General features: G+C 70.7%; 13 protein-coding genes and 1 pseudogene. 5 read left to right on the top strand and 9 right to left on the bottom strand.

Annotation, left to right across the window (positions count from 1 at the left end):
* Nucleotides 1–115 precede the first annotated feature (115 nt).
* From OG332_RS06835 to OG332_RS06805, 7 genes are all read right to left on the bottom strand, one after another.
* Nucleotides 116–1321, bottom strand: coding sequence for an acyl-CoA dehydrogenase family protein (locus OG332_RS06835; RefSeq protein ID WP_327412601.1), 1206 nt, complete (start codon nucleotides 1319–1321; stop codon nucleotides 116–118).
* A gap of 2 nt (nucleotides 1322–1323) precedes the next feature.
* Complete coding sequence (locus OG332_RS06830) at nucleotides 1324–1836, bottom strand: MaoC family dehydratase (protein ID WP_030715386.1); 513 nt, start codon at nucleotides 1834–1836, stop codon at nucleotides 1324–1326.
* Between the two features lie 5 nt (nucleotides 1837–1841).
* The gene (locus OG332_RS06825) at nucleotides 1842–2816 is read right to left on the bottom strand and encodes an HpcH/HpaI aldolase/citrate lyase family protein (protein WP_249768874.1); all 975 of its coding nucleotides are present in this window, start codon (nucleotides 2814–2816) and stop codon (nucleotides 1842–1844) included.
* Nucleotides 2813–4891: a protein meaA gene (locus OG332_RS06820; protein ID WP_327412600.1), complete on the bottom strand. Its 2079-nt coding sequence runs from the start codon at nucleotides 4889–4891 to the stop codon at nucleotides 2813–2815. The genes OG332_RS06825 and OG332_RS06820 overlap by 4 nt, the downstream gene beginning before the upstream one ends.
* A gap of 31 nt (nucleotides 4892–4922) precedes the next feature.
* A complete protein-coding gene (ccrA, locus tag OG332_RS06815; protein WP_327412599.1) occupies nucleotides 4923–6260 on the bottom strand; it encodes a crotonyl-CoA carboxylase/reductase in 1338 nt (445 codons plus the stop codon).
* A 406-nt stretch (nucleotides 6261–6666) separates the two neighbouring features.
* Complete coding sequence (locus OG332_RS06810; RefSeq protein WP_327412598.1) at nucleotides 6667–7479, bottom strand: TetR family transcriptional regulator; 813 nt, start codon at nucleotides 7477–7479, stop codon at nucleotides 6667–6669.
* 163 nt (nucleotides 7480–7642) lie between these two features.
* A complete protein-coding gene (locus OG332_RS06805) occupies nucleotides 7643–9439 on the bottom strand; it encodes a 3-hydroxyacyl-CoA dehydrogenase family protein (protein ID WP_327412597.1) in 1797 nt (598 codons plus the stop codon).
* A 430-nt stretch (nucleotides 9440–9869) separates the two neighbouring features.
* Between OG332_RS06805 and OG332_RS06800 the strand changes: the two genes are divergently transcribed.
* On the top strand, nucleotides 9870–10421 hold the full coding sequence (locus tag OG332_RS06800) for an adenylosuccinate lyase (RefSeq protein ID WP_327412596.1): 552 nt from the start codon (nucleotides 9870–9872) through the stop codon (nucleotides 10419–10421).
* 43 nt (nucleotides 10422–10464) lie between these two features.
* Here OG332_RS06800 and OG332_RS06795 read toward each other — a convergent pair whose 3' ends face one another.
* Both OG332_RS06795 and OG332_RS06790 read right to left on the bottom strand, forming a co-directional pair.
* Nucleotides 10465–12021 (bottom strand): alpha/beta hydrolase, encoded by a 1557-nt coding sequence (locus OG332_RS06795; RefSeq protein WP_327412595.1) that lies wholly within the window; start codon nucleotides 12019–12021, stop codon nucleotides 10465–10467.
* 112 nt (nucleotides 12022–12133) lie between these two features.
* Nucleotides 12134–13164: pseudogene (locus tag OG332_RS06790) on the bottom strand (Rv2578c family radical SAM protein).
* Nucleotides 13165–13285: 121 nt separating this feature from the next.
* Here OG332_RS06790 and OG332_RS06785 point away from each other — a divergent pair.
* The 4 genes from OG332_RS06785 to OG332_RS06770 all read left to right on the top strand — a co-directional run bounded on the left by OG332_RS06785 (nucleotide 13286) and on the right by OG332_RS06770 (nucleotide 16397).
* Entirely contained in the window at nucleotides 13286–13534 is a 249-nt protein-coding gene (locus OG332_RS06785; protein WP_327412594.1) for a hypothetical protein, read from the top strand.
* A 75-nt stretch (nucleotides 13535–13609) separates the two neighbouring features.
* Nucleotides 13610–14053 carry an SRPBCC family protein gene (locus OG332_RS06780; RefSeq protein WP_327412593.1) on the top strand — a complete coding sequence of 148 codons (444 nt, stop codon included), beginning with the start codon at nucleotides 13610–13612 and terminating at the stop codon, nucleotides 14051–14053.
* 147 nt (nucleotides 14054–14200) lie between these two features.
* A complete protein-coding gene (locus OG332_RS06775) occupies nucleotides 14201–15034 on the top strand; it encodes a M55 family metallopeptidase (RefSeq protein ID WP_327412592.1) in 834 nt (277 codons plus the stop codon).
* 1 nt (nucleotide 15035) lies between these two features.
* Nucleotides 15036–16397, top strand: a complete 1362-nt coding sequence (locus OG332_RS06770) for a M20/M25/M40 family metallo-hydrolase (protein ID WP_327412591.1) — start codon at nucleotides 15036–15038, stop codon at nucleotides 16395–16397.
* Nucleotides 16398–16400: the final 3 nt, after the last annotated feature.

Raw genomic sequence — 16400 nt, 5'->3', positions numbered from 1 at the left:
ATCGGTTGCACGCAACAACTGGGCAAGCCAGAAGCCGAGTCGATGGCCGTCGGCCAGTGACTGGTAGTGACCCTTTCGCGACGAACCCATGGATGATTCGCCGCAAAAGGGACTTTCAGCCCTGGAGTCGGTACTCCTCGAGCAGGCGTCGCCCGATGATCATTTTCTGGATCTCGGCGGTACCTTCACCGATCAGCAGCATCGGAGCTTCCCGGTAGAGACGCTCGATCTCGTACTCCTTCGAGAACCCGTATCCGCCGTGGATGCGGAAGGCGTCCTCGACCACCTCCTTGCAGTACTCGGAGGCGAGGTACTTCGCCATCCCTGCTTCGAGGTCGTTTCGTTCCCCGGAGTCCTTTTTGCGCGCTGCATTGACCATCATCGCATGGGCGGCTTCGACCTTGGTAGCCATCTCGGCCAGCTTGAACTGGATGGCCTGGTGTTCGGCGATCGCCTTGCCGAAAGTGTGACGTTGCTGGGCATAGGAGACACCCAGCTCGAAAGCACGCTGAGCGACGCCACAGCCACGCGCCGCCACGTTCACGCGGCCGACCTCGACCCCGTCCATCATTTGGTAAAACCCTCGGCCCGTCTGGCCTCCGAGGACCCGATTGGCCGGAATGCGCAGTCCGTCCATGATGAGCTCGGTCGTGTCGACGCCCTTGTAGCCCATCTTGTCGATCTTGCCCGGGATGGTCAGACCGGGACGGACCTCACCGAAGCCCGGCTCCTTCTCGACGAGGAAGGTCGTCATCGACTTGTGGGGCGCCGTGCCCTCGGGGTGGCCTTCGTCACTTCGGACGAGAACGGCCACCAGAGTGGAGCTGCCGCCGTTCGTCAGCCACATCTTCTGGCCGTTCAGGACGTACTCGTCGCCGTCCTTCACCGCCTTCGAGGAGATGGCCGACACATCGGAGCCCAGCGCCGGCTCGGACATCGAGAACGCGCCGCGCACCTCGCCCAGCGCCATCCGGGGAAGGAAGTAGTCTTTCTGCTCCTGCGTGCCGTGCTGCTTGAGCATGTACGCCACGATGAAGTGGGTGTTGATGATGCCCGAGACGGACATCCAGCCCCGCGCGATCTCCTCGACGCACAGGGCGTAGGTGAGAAGCGACTCACCCAGGCCGCCGTACTCCTCCGGGATCATCAGCCCGAAGAGGCCGAGCTCCTTGAGGCCGTCGACGATCTGCTGCGGGTACTCGTCGCGGTGCTCCAGCTCGGTTGCGACCGGGATGATCTCCTTGTCGACGAACTCCCGGACGGTCTTCAGGATCTCCCGCTGGACGTCCGTGAGCCCGGCGGTCTGGGCGAGTCGGGCCATGGCTACTTCTCCTGGGTCTTCAGCTGGGGGCGGCCGGGCTGCTCGCCGCCGCGCTCCTTGATGTACGTCTCGGTCGGGACCATCACCTTGCGCCGGAAGACGCAGACGAGGGTGCCGTCCTGCTTGTAGCCCTTGGTCTCGACGTAGACGATGCCGCGGTCGTTCTTCGACTTCGACGGGGTCTTGTCGAGGACCGTGGTCTCGCCGTAGATGGTGTCGCCGTGGAAGGTCGGCGCCACGTGCCGCAGGGACTCGATCTCCAGGTTGGCGATGGCCTTCCCGGAGACGTCCGGCACGGACATGCCGAGCAGCAGCGAGTAGATGTAGTTGCCCACGACCACGTTCTTGCCGAAGTCGGTGGTGTTCTCGGCGTAATTGCTGTCCATGTGGAGCGGGTGGTGGTTCATGGTCAGCAGACAGAAGAGGTGGTCGTCGTACTCGGTGACCGTCTTCCCGGGCCAGTGCTTGTAGACCGCCCCGACCTCGAACTCTTCGTACGTGCGTCCGAACTGCATGGGTCTCAAGCCTCCGGGATCTCGAACTTGCTGGTGCGCTGCATGCCGGCCGCCCGGCCCTTGCCCGCGATGACCAGGGCCATCTTGCGGCTGGCCTCGTCGATCATCTCGTCGCCGAGCATCGCGGAGCCCTTCTTGCCACCGGCCTCCGAGGTGCACCAGTCGTACGCGTCGAGGATCAGCTCGGCGTGGTCGTAGTCCTCCTGTGAGGGGGAGAAGACCTCGTTGGCCGCGTCGACCTGGCCCGGGTGCAGCACCCACTTGCCGTCGAAGCCCAGCGCCGCCGCCCGGCCCGCCACCTCGCGGTAGGCGTCCACGTCGCGGATCTGGAGGAAGGGGCCGTCGATCGCCTGGAGGTTGTGCATGCGGGCCGCCATCAGGATCCGCATCAGGATGTAGTGGTAGGCGTCCGCGCCGTAGCCGGGCGGCTGCATGCCCACGACCAGGGACTTCATGTTGATGGAGGCCATGAAGTCGGCCGGGCCGAAGATGATGGTCTCCAGCCGGGGCGAGGCGGCGGCGATCTCGTCGACGTTCACCAGGCCCTTGGCGTTCTCGATCTGCGCCTCGATGCCGATCTTGCCGACCTCGAAGCCCATGGTCTTCTCGATCTGCGTCAGCAGCAGGTCCAGCGCCACGACCTGCTGGGCGTCCTGGACCTTCGGCAGCATGATGCAGTCGAGGTTCTGGCCGGCGCCCTCGACGACCGTGATGACGTCGCGGTACGTCCAGTGCGTGGTCCAGTCGTTGACCCGCACGACACGGGTCTTGCCCGTCCAGTCGCCGTTGTTCAGCGCGTCCACGATCGTGTGGCGGGCGCCTTCCTTGGCGAGCGGCGCGCAGGCGTCCTCCAGGTCCAGGAAGACCTGGTCGGCCGGCAGGCCCTGGGCCTTCTCCAGGAAGCGCGGGTTCGAACCCGGGACCGCGAGGCAGGAGCGACGCGGGCGGAGACGGTTCACCGGGTGGACAGGCGTGGTCATGCGGGGACCTCCGTGCTTGCAAGGTGTGCGGTGTCGTGAAGGGGGTCGAGCTTGTTCGCTTTGCGGATCTCGTCGACGATACGTCCGATGATCTCCGTGATGCCGAAGTCCTTCGGGGTGAAGACGGCGGCGACTCCGGCCGCCTTGAGCGCCACGGCATCCGCGTTCGGAATGATGCCGCCGACGATGACGGGGATGTCGCCCGCCCCCGCCAGACGGAGCCGCTCCAGGACGTCCGGGACGAGAGCGCTGTGCGAGCCGGACAGGATGGACAGTCCCACGCAGTGCACGTCCTCGGCCAGCGCCGCGGAGGAGATCTCCTCCGGGGTCAGCCTGATGCCCTGGTAGACCACCTCGAAGCCGGCGTCGCGGGCCCGGACGGCGATCTGCTCGGCGCCGTTGGAGTGCCCGTCCAGACCCGGCTTGCCGACCAGCAGGCGCAGCCGGCCCGAGCCGAGCTCGTCGGCCGTACGGGCCACCTTCTCGCGGACCTCGTGCATCGGGGTGCCGGGCTCGGCGGTGACCGCGACCGGGGCCGAGGAGACCCCGGTCGGGGCACGGAACTCGCCGAACACCTCGCGCAGCGCGCTCGACCACTCGCCCGTGGTGACACCGGCCCGGGCGCACTCCAGGGTGGCCTCCATCAGGTTCTCGGTGCCGGCCGCGGCCTCCTTGAGGCGCTCCAGGGCCTGCTGAGTGGTGGGGAAGACGAAGGGATCGCCGTTCCCCTGCCGGTCCGAGGACTCCTGACGCTCCGCCCGCCAGCGGACGATGCGCTCGACGGTGAGCGCCTCCACTGCCGGGTCGACCGTCATGATGGCGCCGTCCAGGTCGGAGGTGAGCGGGTTCTCCTCGGTCTGCTGGAAGCAGTTGACACCGACGATCTTGTCCTCGCCGGCCTCGATCCGCGCCCGCCGCTCGGTGTGCGAGGAGACCAGCTCGCCCTTCAGGTACCCGGACTCGACGGCGGCCATGGCGCCGCCCATCTCCTGGATCCGGTCGATCTCGGCCAGGCAGTCGGCGACCAGGGAGTCGACTTTGGCCTCGATGACGTGGGAACCGGCGAAGATGTCCTCGTACTCCAGCAGGTCGCTCTCGTGGGCGAGGACCTGCTGGATGCGCAGCGACCACTGCTGGTCCCAGGGCCGGGGCAGGCCCAGCGCCTCGTTCCAGGCGGGCAGCTGCACGGCGCGGGCGCGGGCGTCCTTGGAGAGGGTGACCGCGAGCATCTCCAGCACGATGCGCTGGACGTTGTTCTCCGGCTGCGCCTCGGTCAGACCGAGCGAGTTGACCTGGACGCCGTACCGGAAGCGGCGCTGCTTGTCGTTCTCGATGCCGTAGCGCTCACGGGTGACCTTGTCCCAGATGCGGCCGAAGGCGCGCATCTTGCACATCTCCTCGATGAAGCGGACGCCCGCGTTCACGAAGAAGGAGATGCGGGCGACGACCTCGCCGAAGCGCTCCTCGGGCACCTGGCCCGAGTCGCGCACCGAGTCGAGGACCGCGATCGCCGTGGACATCGCGTACGAGATCTCCTGGACCGGGGTGGCCCCGGCCTCCTGCAGGTGGTAGCTGCAGATGTTGATCGGGTTCCACTTCGGGATGTGGTTGACCGTGTACGCGATCATGTCCGTCGTCAGGCGGAGGGACGGCCCGGGCGGGAAGACGTGCGTCCCGCGCGAGAGGTACTCCTTGACGATGTCGTTCTGGGTGGTGCCCTGGAGCTGGGAGACGTCCGCTCCCTGCTCCTCGGCGGCCACCTGGTAGAGCGCCAGCAGCCACATGGCGGTGGCGTTGATCGTCATCGAGGTGTTCATCTGCTCCAGGGGTATGTCCTGGAACAGCCGCCGCATGTCGCCCAGATGGGAGACCGGGACCCCGACCCGGCCCACCTCGCCGCGGGCGAGGATGTGGTCGGGGTCGTAGCCGGTCTGGGTCGGCAGGTCGAAGGCGACCGACAGACCCGTCTGGCCCTTGGCGAGGTTGCGGCGGTACAGCTCGTTGGACGCCTCGGCCGTGGAGTGGCCGGCGTACGTCCGCATGAGCCACGGACGGTCCTTCTGGCGCTCTGTCATCTCAGGCGATCCTTATGGCCTTTGAGCCGACTCAGACGTTGCGGAAGCGGTTGATCGCGTCGAGGTGCTGGGCGCGCATCTCGTGGTCGCGGACGCCGAGGCCCTCCTCGGGGGCCAGCGCGAGGACGCCGACCTTGCCCTGGTGGAGGTTGCGGTGGACGTCGTAGGCGGCCTGGCCGGTCTCCTCGAGGGAGTAGACCTTCGACAGGGTGGGGTGGATCTTGCCCTTGGCGACCAGGCGGTTGGCCTCCCAGGCCTCGCGGTAGTTCGCGAAGTGCGAGCCGACGATCCGCTTGAGGGACATCCACAGGTAGCGGTTGTCGTACTCGTGGGTGTAGCCGGAGGTCGAGGCGCAGGTGACGATCGTGCCGCCCTTGCGGGTGACGTAGACGCTCGCGCCGAAGGTCTCGCGGCCCGGGTGCTCGAAGACGATGTCCACGTCCTCGCCGCCGGTCAGCTCGCGGATGCGCTTGCCGAAGCGCTTCCACTCCTTCGGGTCCTGGGTGTGCTCGTCCTTCCAGAACTTGTAGCCCTCGGCGTTGCGGTCGATGACCGCCTCGGCGCCCATCGCGCGGCAGATGGCCGCCTTCTCGGGGCTGGAGACCACGCAGATGGGGTTGGCGCCGCCGGCGAGGGCGAACTGGGTGGCGTACGAGCCGAGCCCGCCGCTCGCGCCCCAGATCAGGACGTTGTCGCCCTGCTTCATGCCGGCGCCGTTGCGGGAGACCAGCTGGCGGTACGCGGTGGAGTTGACCAGACCGGGGGAGGCCGCCTCCTCCCAGCTGAGGTGGTCGGGCTTCGGCATCAGCTGGTTCGACTTGACCAGGGCGATCTCCGCCAGGCCGCCGAAGTTCGTCTCGAAGCCCCAGATGCGCTGCTCGGGGTCGAGCATCGTGTCGTTGTGGCCGTCGGAGGACTCCAGCTCGACCGAGAGGCAGTGCGCGACGACCTCGTCGCCCGGCTTCCAGGCGTTGACGCCGGGGCCGGTGCGCAGCACGACGCCCGCGAGGTCGGAGCCGATGATGTGGTACGGGAGGTCGTGGCGCTTGGTCAGCTCCGACAGGCGCCCGTAGCGCTCCAGGAAGCTGAAGGTGGAGACCGGCTCGAAGATCGAGGTCCACACGGAGTTGTAGTTGACCGACGAGGCCATGACGGCGACGAGGGCCTCGCCCGGGCCCAGCTCCGGCACCGGGACGTTGTCCAGGTGAATGGACTTGCGCGGGTCCTTCTCGCGCGTCGTCAGCCCCGCGAACATCTCCGTCTCGTCCTTGTGCACGGTGATCGCACGGTAGGAGTCGGGCAGCGGCAGGGCTGCGAAGTCTGCGGCGGTGGCGGACTGCGACTGAATCGCGTCCAGGATGTCCTTCACGGTAGAGCCTCCGGCTAGCGCTGATGAGGGTGCGCTGAGGTAAACGGGGTGCGTGGTGCAGGTGTGGTGTGCCGTCGGTCCGGCTGGTGCGGTGGTGCTGGGCGACGCCCGTGGTGAGGCGTGCGGTGCCTGGTGACGCAGGCAATCCGGGGCGCGTTCCGTGCGGTGTGGGCACGGGTCGCGGGGACATCCGGACGTCTTCAACGTATGGCACCCCGTGTCACCCGGCAAGGCACTGCGTGCCAAAACTTTCTCTCATTTGCCGATTGACCTGCACCGATGAGCGATGATCGATCAAAGTTACCCGAGAGTAGGGGCAAGCCGGACATACAAAAGCGGCCGCCCCCGGAACGGGAGCGGCCGCTGTGACCGGGGGCACCCCCAGCGGTAGCTGGGGGAGTGACCACTACTTGTTGCGCAGTGCCTCTTCGATGGTCCGCATGACCTCGTCCAGCGGAGCGTCCGTGCGGGCCACCGCGACCAGCACCTCGCCCTCCGTGCGGACCGCCGCGGGGGCGGCCGGCACGGAGCCCAGGGTGCGGCCCGCGCCGATCCCCGAACCGAAGGTCTTCCGGACGATCGAGAAGGCGTGGTCCAGCTCCGCCTCCACGTCCCCCTGGCCGCCGGCCCGCAGCCAGCGCCGCAGCACGTGGTTGTGGGCGGTGACCACCGCCGAGGCGGCCACCTCGGCCAGCAGCGGGTCGTCGTTGCCGTCGTGGTGGTCGTGCTCGTCGAAGTGGGCCAGCAGGTAGCGGGTGAACAGCCGCTCGTACCGGGCCACGGAGGCGATCTCCCGCTCCCGCAGCGCCGGCACCTCGCGGGTCAGCCGGTAGCGCTCCACCGACACCGCGGGGGAGGCGGCGTACATCTTCATGACTTCCTTGATCCCGCGGCACACCGTGTCGAGCGGGTGCTCGTGCGCCGGGGCCACCTCGAGGACGGCCTCGGCGCGGGTCAGGGTGTCGTCGTGGTCCGGGAAGATCGCCTCTTCCTTGGACCGGAAGTGCCGGAAGAAGGTCCGGCGCGCCACCCCGGCGGTCGCGGCGATCTCGTCGACCGTCGTCGCCTCGTACCCCTTGGTCGCGAAGAGCTCCATGGCCGCGGCGGCGAGCTCGCGGCGCATCTTGAGCCGCTGGGCGGCCGCCTTGGTGCCGGCCGGGCTCTCCGGGGTGTCGGAGGCCGTGGCGGCGCGGGGCGAGGTCTTGGCGGGCTGGGACATAGAGCGAAAGTACTTCATTCGCGCAGGGGAGCGCGCCTGCGGGGGGTAGGAGAGGGGTGGATGCGGGGGAGAGCCCGCACTGGGCTCGGGAGGGTCAGTCCGCCGTGAGGGTCCGGCGGACCCGAGCAGCCCTCCCCACGCATCCGGCTCGTGGCCCGACCGGTTACCGGCGGGCGTACTCACGGAATCCGCGGCCGGTCTTCCGGCCCAGGCAGCCCGCCGCCACCAGGTGCTCCAGCAGCGGGGACGGGGCCAGGCCGGGGTCGCGGAACTCCTTGTGGAGGACCTTCTCGATGGCCAGGGAGACGTCGAGGCCGACCACGTCGAGGAGCTCGAACGGCCCCATCGGGTAGCCGCCGCCGAGCTTCATCGCCGCGTCGATCTGGTCGATGCCGGCGTAGTGCTGCTCGACCATCTTGATCGCGTTGTTGAGGTACGGGAACAGCAGCGCGTTCACGATGAAGCCGGCCCGGTCCCCGCAGTCCACCGGGTGCTTGCGCACCTTCACGCAGATCTCGCGGACCGTGGCGTGCACGTCGTCGGCGGTCAGGACGGTCCGGACCACCTCGACCAGCTTCATCGCCGGCGCCGGGTTGAAGAAGTGCATGCCGATCACGTCCTGCGGGCGCGAGGTCACGCGGGCGATCGCGATCACCGGCAGCGAGGAGGTGGTGGTGGCCAGCACCGCACCCGGCTTGCAGACCTTGTCCAGGGTGGCGAACAGCTCCTGCTTGACCGCCAGGTCCTCGGCGACGGCCTCCACGGCCAGGTCCACCTCGGCGAAGGCGTCCAGCGAACCGGCCGGGGTGATCCGGTCCAGGGTCTGGTCCGCGGCCTCCTGCGTCAGCCGGCCCTTGGACACCGCACGGCCCAAGGACTTGCCGATGGCGGCTTTCGCCGCGTCCGCCTTCTCCTGGCTGCGGGCGGCCAGCACCACGTCGTACCCGGCCTGGGCGAAGACCTGGGCGATCCCGCTCGCCATGGTGCCGGAGCCGGCCACGCCGACCGAGGCGACCGGACGGCCCGCACCGAGCAGGGACCCGTCCAGCGGGGTCTGGAGGTCGCGCACGACGGTGGAGCTGCCGGCCGCCTCGTAGGTGTAGAAGCCGCGGCCCGACTTCTGCCCGGTCAGGCCCGCGGCGGCGAGCTGCCCGAGGATCGGGGCCGGGGCGTGCAGCCGGTCGCCGGAGGAGGCGTACATGGCCTCCAGGACGGTACGGGCGGTGTCCACGCCGATCAGGTCGAGCAGCGCGAGCGGGCCCATGGGCAGACCGCAGCCGAGCCGCATCGCCGCGTCGATGTCCTCGCGGGAGGCGTAGTTCGCCTCGTACATGGCGGCGGCCTGGTTGAGGTAGCCGAAGAGCAGGCCGTCGGCGACGAAACCGGGCCGGTCGCCGACCGCGACGGGCTCCTTGCCGAGCTCGCGGGCCAGCTCGGTGACCGCCTCCACGGCCGGCGGGGCGGTGAGGACGCAGGAGACGACCTCGACCAGCTTCATCGCCGGGGCCGGGTTGAAGAAGTGCAGGCCCAGCACGCGCTCGGGGCGCTGGGACTCGGCGGCCATCCGGGTCACGGAGAGGGCGTTGGTGCCCGTGGCCAGGATGGTGTCGGGGCGCACGATCGCGTCGAGCTCGCGGAACACCTGCTGCTTGACCTCGTACGACTCGGGCACGACCTCGATCACGAGGTCGGCCTCGGCGGCGGCGGCCAGGTCGGTGAAGGTGCGGAAGCGGGCGAGCACGTCCGCCCGCTCCTGCTCGGTGAGGCGCTCCCGGGTGACGGAGCGCGCGGTGGCCGACGCGAGGGCGGCCGCGGCCCGGCGGGCGGCGGTCTCGCTGACGTCGATGCCGATGACCTCGCGGCCGGCCCGGGCGAGGACCTCGGCGATGCCGGTGCCCATCGTGCCGAGGCCGACGACGGCGATGGTCTGGAGGGTGGGGTGACTGGACTGACGGTCCATCGAGGGACTCCAGTGGAAGAGGGTGACGACTGGGGGACGCGCGGCGCACAGCGCGCGGGTGCCGTACGGAAAGCCGTGCGGAGGGTCGTACGGAATGCCGTGCGGTGAAGAACCCCGAGGCAGAGGGCCCAAGGGGAGGGAACCCGGCGGGAGGGCCCAGAGGGAAGGCAGCCCGGAGGGTGGAAGCGGCGGAACCCTGTCCCGGGGTCACGCCGTGCGAGAAAGAACCGACCGGCACGAGGCGGCTGCGTCACCAGGCCGCCCTCGTACGTGTTGTCAGAACAGTAACTCGCCGGTAACTGGTCCGCCAGAGCGCGGAGATGTGACCTGTACCGCCCAAATGTACCGATCATCGATCATCGATCAACCCGCCTCCGCCGATCTCCCGGAACCCGGCGTGGCGACCCCCGCGTCGGCCTAGGGTGGCCGCGTGAACGACGTGCTGGAGCGCCTGCGGGCGGAGGCGGGGCAGTCCCCCGAGTACGAGGTGCTGCTCACGGCCGGCCCCGACGGCCTGGCGGCCTCCCTGACCTCCGCCGGGCTGCCGCTGTGGGCCCGCGAACTGGCCGCGTACCGGCTGGGCCTCGCGGGCGACCGCCGGGCCTTCGAATCCCTCGTCCTCCTCCTCAACCACCGTGACCCGCCCCGCTGCGCGGCCGCCGCCGAGGCGCTGGCCGTCCTGGACGACCCGCGCACCGCCCGCGCGGCGGCGGCCCTCGCCACCAACGGCCTGCGCACGGCCTACGCGCTCCAGCCCGTCCGGCTGCTCACCGCCCTGCGCGCCCCCGAGTCCGTACCGGCCCTGCTGACCACCCTGTCGCGGCTGCTGTCCCCGAACGACCCGTACTGGCGGGTGGCCCTGGCCTGCGTGGAGGGGCTCGGGGCCCTCGCCGACCCCCGCGCGCGCGAACTCCTCACCCGCGCCCAGTCCCACCCCCGCCTCGCGGTGGCGGCCACGGCCGCGCTGCGCGCGCTCGCCTGACGGGACCGGCGCCGGCCGGCCCACCGGCCGGCCGGCGGGCCGCTCAGCCCCGGAAGCCGAGCAGGCCGTGCAGGGCCGCGCCGCCCGCCGAGGGCGGGACCGCGCGGGTCGCCGCGGCCGGCTTCGGGGCCGCCTGGGCGGGGCAGGTGGCGTCCGCGGCCCGCCCCGTCCTCAGGTACGCCGACACCTTCTCGTCCAGGCACTTGTTGCCGCTCAGCGCGATGCCGTGGTTGCCGCCGCCCTCCTCCACGACCAGGGCCGAGCCCTTCAGCTTGTCCCGCATGCTGAGCGCACCCCCGAACGGGGTCGCGGCGTCCTCCGTCGCCTGGAGGAGGAGGGCGGGCGGCAGATCCGCGTTGGTCACGTCCGGGGCCTGCAGCGCCTCCGTCGGCCAGAACGCGCACGGTGCGTTGTACCAGGCGTTGTTCCAGGTCATGAACGGGGCCTCGGCGTGGGTGCGCCACATGTCCGCGCGCCACTGGTTCCAGTCCCTCGGCCAGGCCGAGTCCCGGCACTGCACCGCCGTGTAGACGCTGTAGCCGTTGCCCGCGGAGGGCTCCACCGCGCCGAACCGCTCGTAGGCCGCCACCAGCGGCTTCGGGTCCTGCTTCACCGCGTAGGCCGCGAAGGCCTCGGCGAGGTTCGGCCAGTAGCCGTTGTAGTAGCCGCCCGGCATGTAGGTGTCCTCCAGCTCGGCCGCACCCACCCTGCCGCCCGCCGGGGTCTCCCGCACCGCCTCCCGCATCGCGTACCAGCGCTCCTCGACCGCCGCCGCGTGGGTGCCGAGCCCGTACGTCGCGTCGTGCGCGGCCACCCAGGCCAGGAACGCCTTGTGGCGGGCGTCGAAGGCCCGGTCCTGGGCCAGGTTGTCCTCGTACCAGACCCCGCCCGGGTCGACCACGGAGTCCAGGACGAGCCGGTGCACCCGGCCCGGGTGGAGCTTGGCGTACACCGCGCCCAGGTAGGTCCCGTACGAGTAGCCGAAGTAGCTGATCCGCTGGGCGCCGAGGGCGGCGCGCAGCAGCTCGATGTCCCGCGCCGCCGACACGGTGTCGATGTGCGGCAGCACGTCCGCGTGCTTGGCCCGGCAGGACTCGGCGAAGGCCTGCACGCGCTCCAGGTTGGCCCGCTCGGTCGCCGCGTCGCGGGGTACGGAGTCCGGCCGGACGGGGGCGAAGTGGCCGGCCCCGCAGTCGAGGGCGGGCTCGCTCTTGCCGACGCCCCGGGGGTCGAAGCCGATCACGTCGTACTGCGCGGCCACGTCCTTGGGGAGGGCGGAGGCGATGAATCCGGCCAGGCTGCGGCCGCTGCCGCCCGGCCCGCCCGGGTTGACCAGCAGCGGGCCCTGGGAGGTCGCGGCGGTGTGGGGGACCCGGGTCAGGGCGAGGGAGATCTGGCGTCCGGCGGGCCTGGCGTGGTCGAGGGGGACCTTGAGGGAGGCACACTGCAAGGTGGGATAGCGCGGGGTCGCGCAGCCGGTCCACCGCAGCGCGGCGGCCCGCTCCGCCGCGGGGGCCGCCGTGACCGGGCTCGCGAGGGCGGTGGCGACGGTGGCGATCGACAGCAGGACAGCGGCGCGCTTCTTCAAGGGGTGCAGCATGGGGCCTCCCAGCCGAGGGTTCTGGGCGGAATCGTCCCGGAAACCATGCCTGGAAGGCGGGATTTGGCTGCTCATTGGCCCGATGTGATGAGCCTTCAGAGGCCGTCCGAGGTCAGAGCAGGGTGAGCTGGGTGGCCCGGGCGGGAGCCTCCGCGGCCGGACGCCCGGGTGTCACGATCCGGCGGGCCTCGCCGCGACGGGACGGCCCGATGCCGAATTCGGCCGCGAGTTCGTGGACTTGGCGGGTGATCCGGCGCTGGTACCAGGTGGGGGCGTACGAGCCGCCCGCGTACATCCGCTCGTACCGCTCCACGAGGTGCGGATGGTGCTCGCCCAGCCAGGCCGTGAACCACTCGCGGGCGCCGGGGCGCAGATGGAGTACCAGGGGTGTCACGGAGGTCGCCCCGGACTCGGCGACGGCGCGGACGGTGGCCCGCAGCTGCTCCGGGCGGTCCCCGAGGAAGGGGATCACCGGTGCCATCAGCACCCCGCACTCGATGCCGGCGTCCGTGAGGGTCCGTACGGCGCCCAGCCGGGCGGCGGGGGACGGCGTGCCGGGCTCGACGGTCCGCCACAGCGAGGTGTCGGTGAAGCCGACGGAGACGGAGATCCCGACCTTGGTGAGCTCGGCGGCCTCCCGCAGGAGGGGGAGGTCGCGCAGGATCAGCATGCCCTTGGTGAGGATCGAGAAGGGGTTGGCGTGGTCGCGCAGGGCCTCGATGATGCGGGCATCAGCCGGTAGCGGCCTTCGGAGCGCTGGTAGCAGTCGACGTTGGTGCCCATGGCGATGTGGGTGCCGCTCCAGCGGGGCGAGCCGAGCTCGCGGCGCAGCAGTTCGGGGGCGTTGGTCTTGACGACGATCTGCGAGTCGAAGCCGAGTCCGGTGTCGAGGTCGAGGTGGCTGTGCGTCTTGCGGGCGAAGCAGTACACACAGGCGTGGCTGCACCCCCGGTAGGGGTTCACGGTCCATTCGAACGGCATGCGCGAGGCCCCGGGCACCCGGTTGACGATCGACCGGGCCCGCACCTCGTGGAAGGTGATCCCGCGGAATTCGGGGGTGTCGAAGGTCCGCGTCACGACGGCGTCGGCCCCGAAGAGTGCGGCCGGGCCCGCGGTGCCCTCGGTCAGGTTCTCCCAGCGCATGGTGCGCCTCCCGTGCTGGCTCTGCCGAGAGAATAGAACAAACGTTCCCATGATCGTGCGGGCCGGGATATCCGCTGGTCGGCGCGGTGGCGGCCTCCGCGGCGAGGACGACCCTCTCAGGATGGCCGGCGGGCGCAGCCGGGAGGAATTCCTCGCCTTCCGCGCCGACCAGGCGGTCAGTCACGGCAACGTGCTGACGCTCGACGGCTGGTGGTGCGAGGAGGGCTGCGATCCCGTCCACGGTGCCTGCGACGACCCCGCGAGCTGTCCCCGCACGCCGCCGTACTTGCAGGAACCGGGCGCGGGCGAGGCCTATCTCGCCGGGCTGCCCGCCGACACCCTGCTCGTGTCCGTCCGCTGTCACGTCTGACCCGGATTTGGGCCCCCGCCCCGGAGGTGGTTGGCTTCGCCGTGACGAGCGGACACAACTGCTGGAGGAACAGGCATGGCGCAGGTCGAGGCCACCACGGAGCGCATCATCGAAGCCGACGCGGAGACGGTCTTCGACACGCTGGCGGACTACAGCGGAACCCGGAGCAAGCTGCTGCCCGAGCACTTCAGCGAGTACGAGGTGCGCGAGGGCGGCGACGGCGAGGGCACCCTCGTGCACTGGAAGCTCCAGGCCACCAGCAAGCGCGTGCGCGACTGCCTGCTCGAGGTCACCGAGCCCACCGACGGACAGCTCGTGGAGAAGGACCGCAACTCCTCCATGGTCACGACCTGGGTGGTCACCCCGGCCGGCGAGGGCAAGTCCAAGGCCGTCGTCACCACCGTCTGGAACGGCGCCGGCGGCATCGGCGGCTTCTTCGAGCGCACCTTCGCGCCCAGGGGCCTCGGCCGCATCTACGACAGCGTGCTGGAGAAGCTGGCCGCCGAAGTCGAGGCCTGAGCCCGGCCGTTGCCGGTGGGGCCGGGCATGCGGCCTCACCGGATCGGGTGAACTGAACCGGCCCGCGGGAGCCGGGCGTGGCCCCGGGCCGGGGAGGGGCGCGGCGGTTAGTGTGGGGCCCTGCGCATCCGACCGCACGGGGGCCCGATGAAGATCCTCATCTCCGCCGACATGGAAGGCGCCACCGGCGTCACCTGGCCCGCCGACGTGCTGCCCGGCACCCCGCAGTGGGAGCGCTGCCGGTCGATGTTCACCTCCGACGTCAACGCCGCCGTGCTCGGCTTCTACGACGGCGGCGCCGACCAGGTCGTCATCAACGAGGCGCACTGGACCATGCGCAATCTGCTGCTGGAGCGGCTCGACGCCCGCGCGGAGATGCTCACCGGCCGCCACAAGACCCTCTCCATGGTCGAGGGCGTCCAGCACGGCGACGTCGACGGCATCGCCTTCGTCGGCTACCACACGGGCGCCGGCACCGAGGGCGTCCTCGCCCACACCTACCTCGCCAACTCCATCACCGGGGTCTGGGTCAACGAGGTGCGCGCCAGCGAGGGGCTGCTCAACGCACACGTCGTCGCCGAGTACGGCGTCCCCGTCGTCCTCGTCACCGGCGACGACCTGACCTGCGTCGACGCGGCCGGCTACGCCCCGGACGCGGTGACCGTCGCGGTCAAGGACCACGTCTCGCGCTACGCCGCCGTCTGCCGGACCCCCGCCCGCACCGCCGCCGACATCCGGGCCGCGGCCAAGGAGGCGGCCGCCCTGGCCGTGCGGTACGAGCCGGTCGGCGCCGGCCCGTTCGCCGTGGAGCTGGAATTCGACGCCGAGCACCTGGCCATGGCCGCGACGGTGGTCCCGGGCGTGGAGCGGTGCGGGGAGCGCAGGGTCGCGTACACCAGCGAGACGATGTACGGGGGGATCCGCGCCTTCAAGGCGGTCACGACGGTCGTCTCGGCGGCCGTGGAGGAGCAGTATGGCTGACATGCACGCAATCAATGACGGGGTACTCGCCGAGGCCGGCGGCGCCGTTGACGAAGCGGCCCTCGACGAGGCCGTCGAGTTCACCTCGGGCCTCATCCGGATCGACACCAGCAACCGGGGCGGCGGCGACTGCCGGGAGCGCCCCGCTGCCGAATACGTCGCCGAGCGGCTCGCCGCTGCCGGCCTGGAACCGGTCCTGCTGGAGCGCACCCCGGGCCGCACCAACGTCGTCGCCCGGATCGAGGGCACCGATCCCACCGCCGAGGCCCTCCTCGTCCACGGCCACCTCGACGTCGTGCCCGCCGAGGCCGCCGACTGGACCGTGGACCCCTTCTCCGGCGAGATCCGAGACGGCGTGGTGTGGGGGCGCGGCGCCGTCGACATGAAGAACATGGACGCGATGGTGCTGGCCGTCGTACGGTCCTGGGCGCGCGCCGGAGTGAAGCCGCGGCGGGACATCGTGATCGCCTACACCGCCGACGAGGAGGACAGCGCGGTCGACGGATCGGGCTTCCTGGCGGACCAGCACCCGCACCTCTTCGAGGGCTGCACGGAGGGCATCAGCGAGTCCGGCGCCTTCACCGTGCACACCGGCCCCGGCGGCCGGGCCCTCTACCCCATCGCCGCCGGCGAACGGGGCACGGCCTGGCTGAAGCTGACCGCGCGCGGCACCGCAGGGCACGGCTCCAAGCCCAACAAGGCCAACGCGGTCAGCCGCCTCGCCGCCGCCGTGGCACGGATCGGCGAGTACGAGTGGCCGGTCCGGCCCACCGACACCGTCACCGCCTGCATCACCGAACTCGCGGCCCTGCAGGACCTGTCGGTCGACCCGCGCCGGCCCGGCTTCGACCTCGACACGGTCCTCGGCAAGCTCGGCCCGGCCGCCACCCTGCTGGAGGCGACCGTGCGCAACAGCGCCAACCCGACCATGCTGAGCGCCGGTTACAAGCTCAACGTGGTCCCCGAACACGCCACCGCCTACGTGGACGGGCGGACGGTGCCGGGCGGCGAAGCCGAGTTCACCGCCACCTTGAACGAGCTGACCGGCCCCGACGTGCAGTGGGAGTTCCACCACCGGGAGGTCTCCCTCCAGGCCCCCGTGGACGGGCGGACGTTCGGGATCCTGCGCGAGTCCGTCGAGCGGTTCGACCCGGACGGGCACGTGGTGCCCTTCTGCATGGCGGGCGGCACCGACGCCAAGCAGTTCTCCCGCCTCGGCATCACCGGCTACGGCTTCTCCCCGCTGAAGCTGCCGCCCGGCTTCGACTACTGGGCCCTCTTCCACGGCGTGGACGAGCGGGTCCCCGTCGAAGCCCTGCACTTCGGTGTCCGCGTCCTCGACCACGCGCTGCGGTCCCTGTGAGCG

The sequence above is a fragment of the Streptomyces sp. NBC_01233 genome, assembly GCF_035989305.1.
In the GTDB taxonomy this organism is placed as follows: domain Bacteria; phylum Actinomycetota; class Actinomycetes; order Streptomycetales; family Streptomycetaceae; genus Streptomyces.
Note: the sequence above shows the minus strand (reverse complement) of the source record. Positions and strands in the feature narration are given on the sequence as shown.

Coding starts and splice junctions, on each gene's coding strand:
- OG332_RS06835 (WP_327412601.1), bottom strand. CDS start 1,321: ATGGCCCGACTCGCCCAGACCGCCGGGCTCACGGACGTCCAGCGGGAG.
- OG332_RS06830 (WP_030715386.1), bottom strand. CDS start 1,836: ATGCAGTTCGGACGCACGTACGAAGAGTTCGAGGTCGGGGCGGTCTAC.
- OG332_RS06825 (WP_249768874.1), bottom strand. CDS start 2,816: ATGACCACGCCTGTCCACCCGGTGAACCGTCTCCGCCCGCGTCGCTCC.
- OG332_RS06820 (WP_327412600.1), bottom strand. CDS start 4,891: ATGACAGAGCGCCAGAAGGACCGTCCGTGGCTCATGCGGACGTACGCC.
- OG332_RS06810 (WP_327412598.1), bottom strand. CDS start 7,479: ATGTCCCAGCCCGCCAAGACCTCGCCCCGCGCCGCCACGGCCTCCGAC.
- OG332_RS06805 (WP_327412597.1), bottom strand. CDS start 9,439: ATGGACCGTCAGTCCAGTCACCCCACCCTCCAGACCATCGCCGTCGTC.
- OG332_RS06795 (WP_327412595.1), bottom strand. CDS start 12,021: ATGCTGCACCCCTTGAAGAAGCGCGCCGCTGTCCTGCTGTCGATCGCC.
- OG332_RS06785 (WP_327412594.1), top strand. CDS start 13,286: ATGGCCGGCGGGCGCAGCCGGGAGGAATTCCTCGCCTTCCGCGCCGAC.
- OG332_RS06780 (WP_327412593.1), top strand. CDS start 13,610: ATGGCGCAGGTCGAGGCCACCACGGAGCGCATCATCGAAGCCGACGCG.
- OG332_RS06775 (WP_327412592.1), top strand. CDS start 14,201: ATGAAGATCCTCATCTCCGCCGACATGGAAGGCGCCACCGGCGTCACC.
- OG332_RS06770 (WP_327412591.1), top strand. CDS start 15,036: ATGCACGCAATCAATGACGGGGTACTCGCCGAGGCCGGCGGCGCCGTT.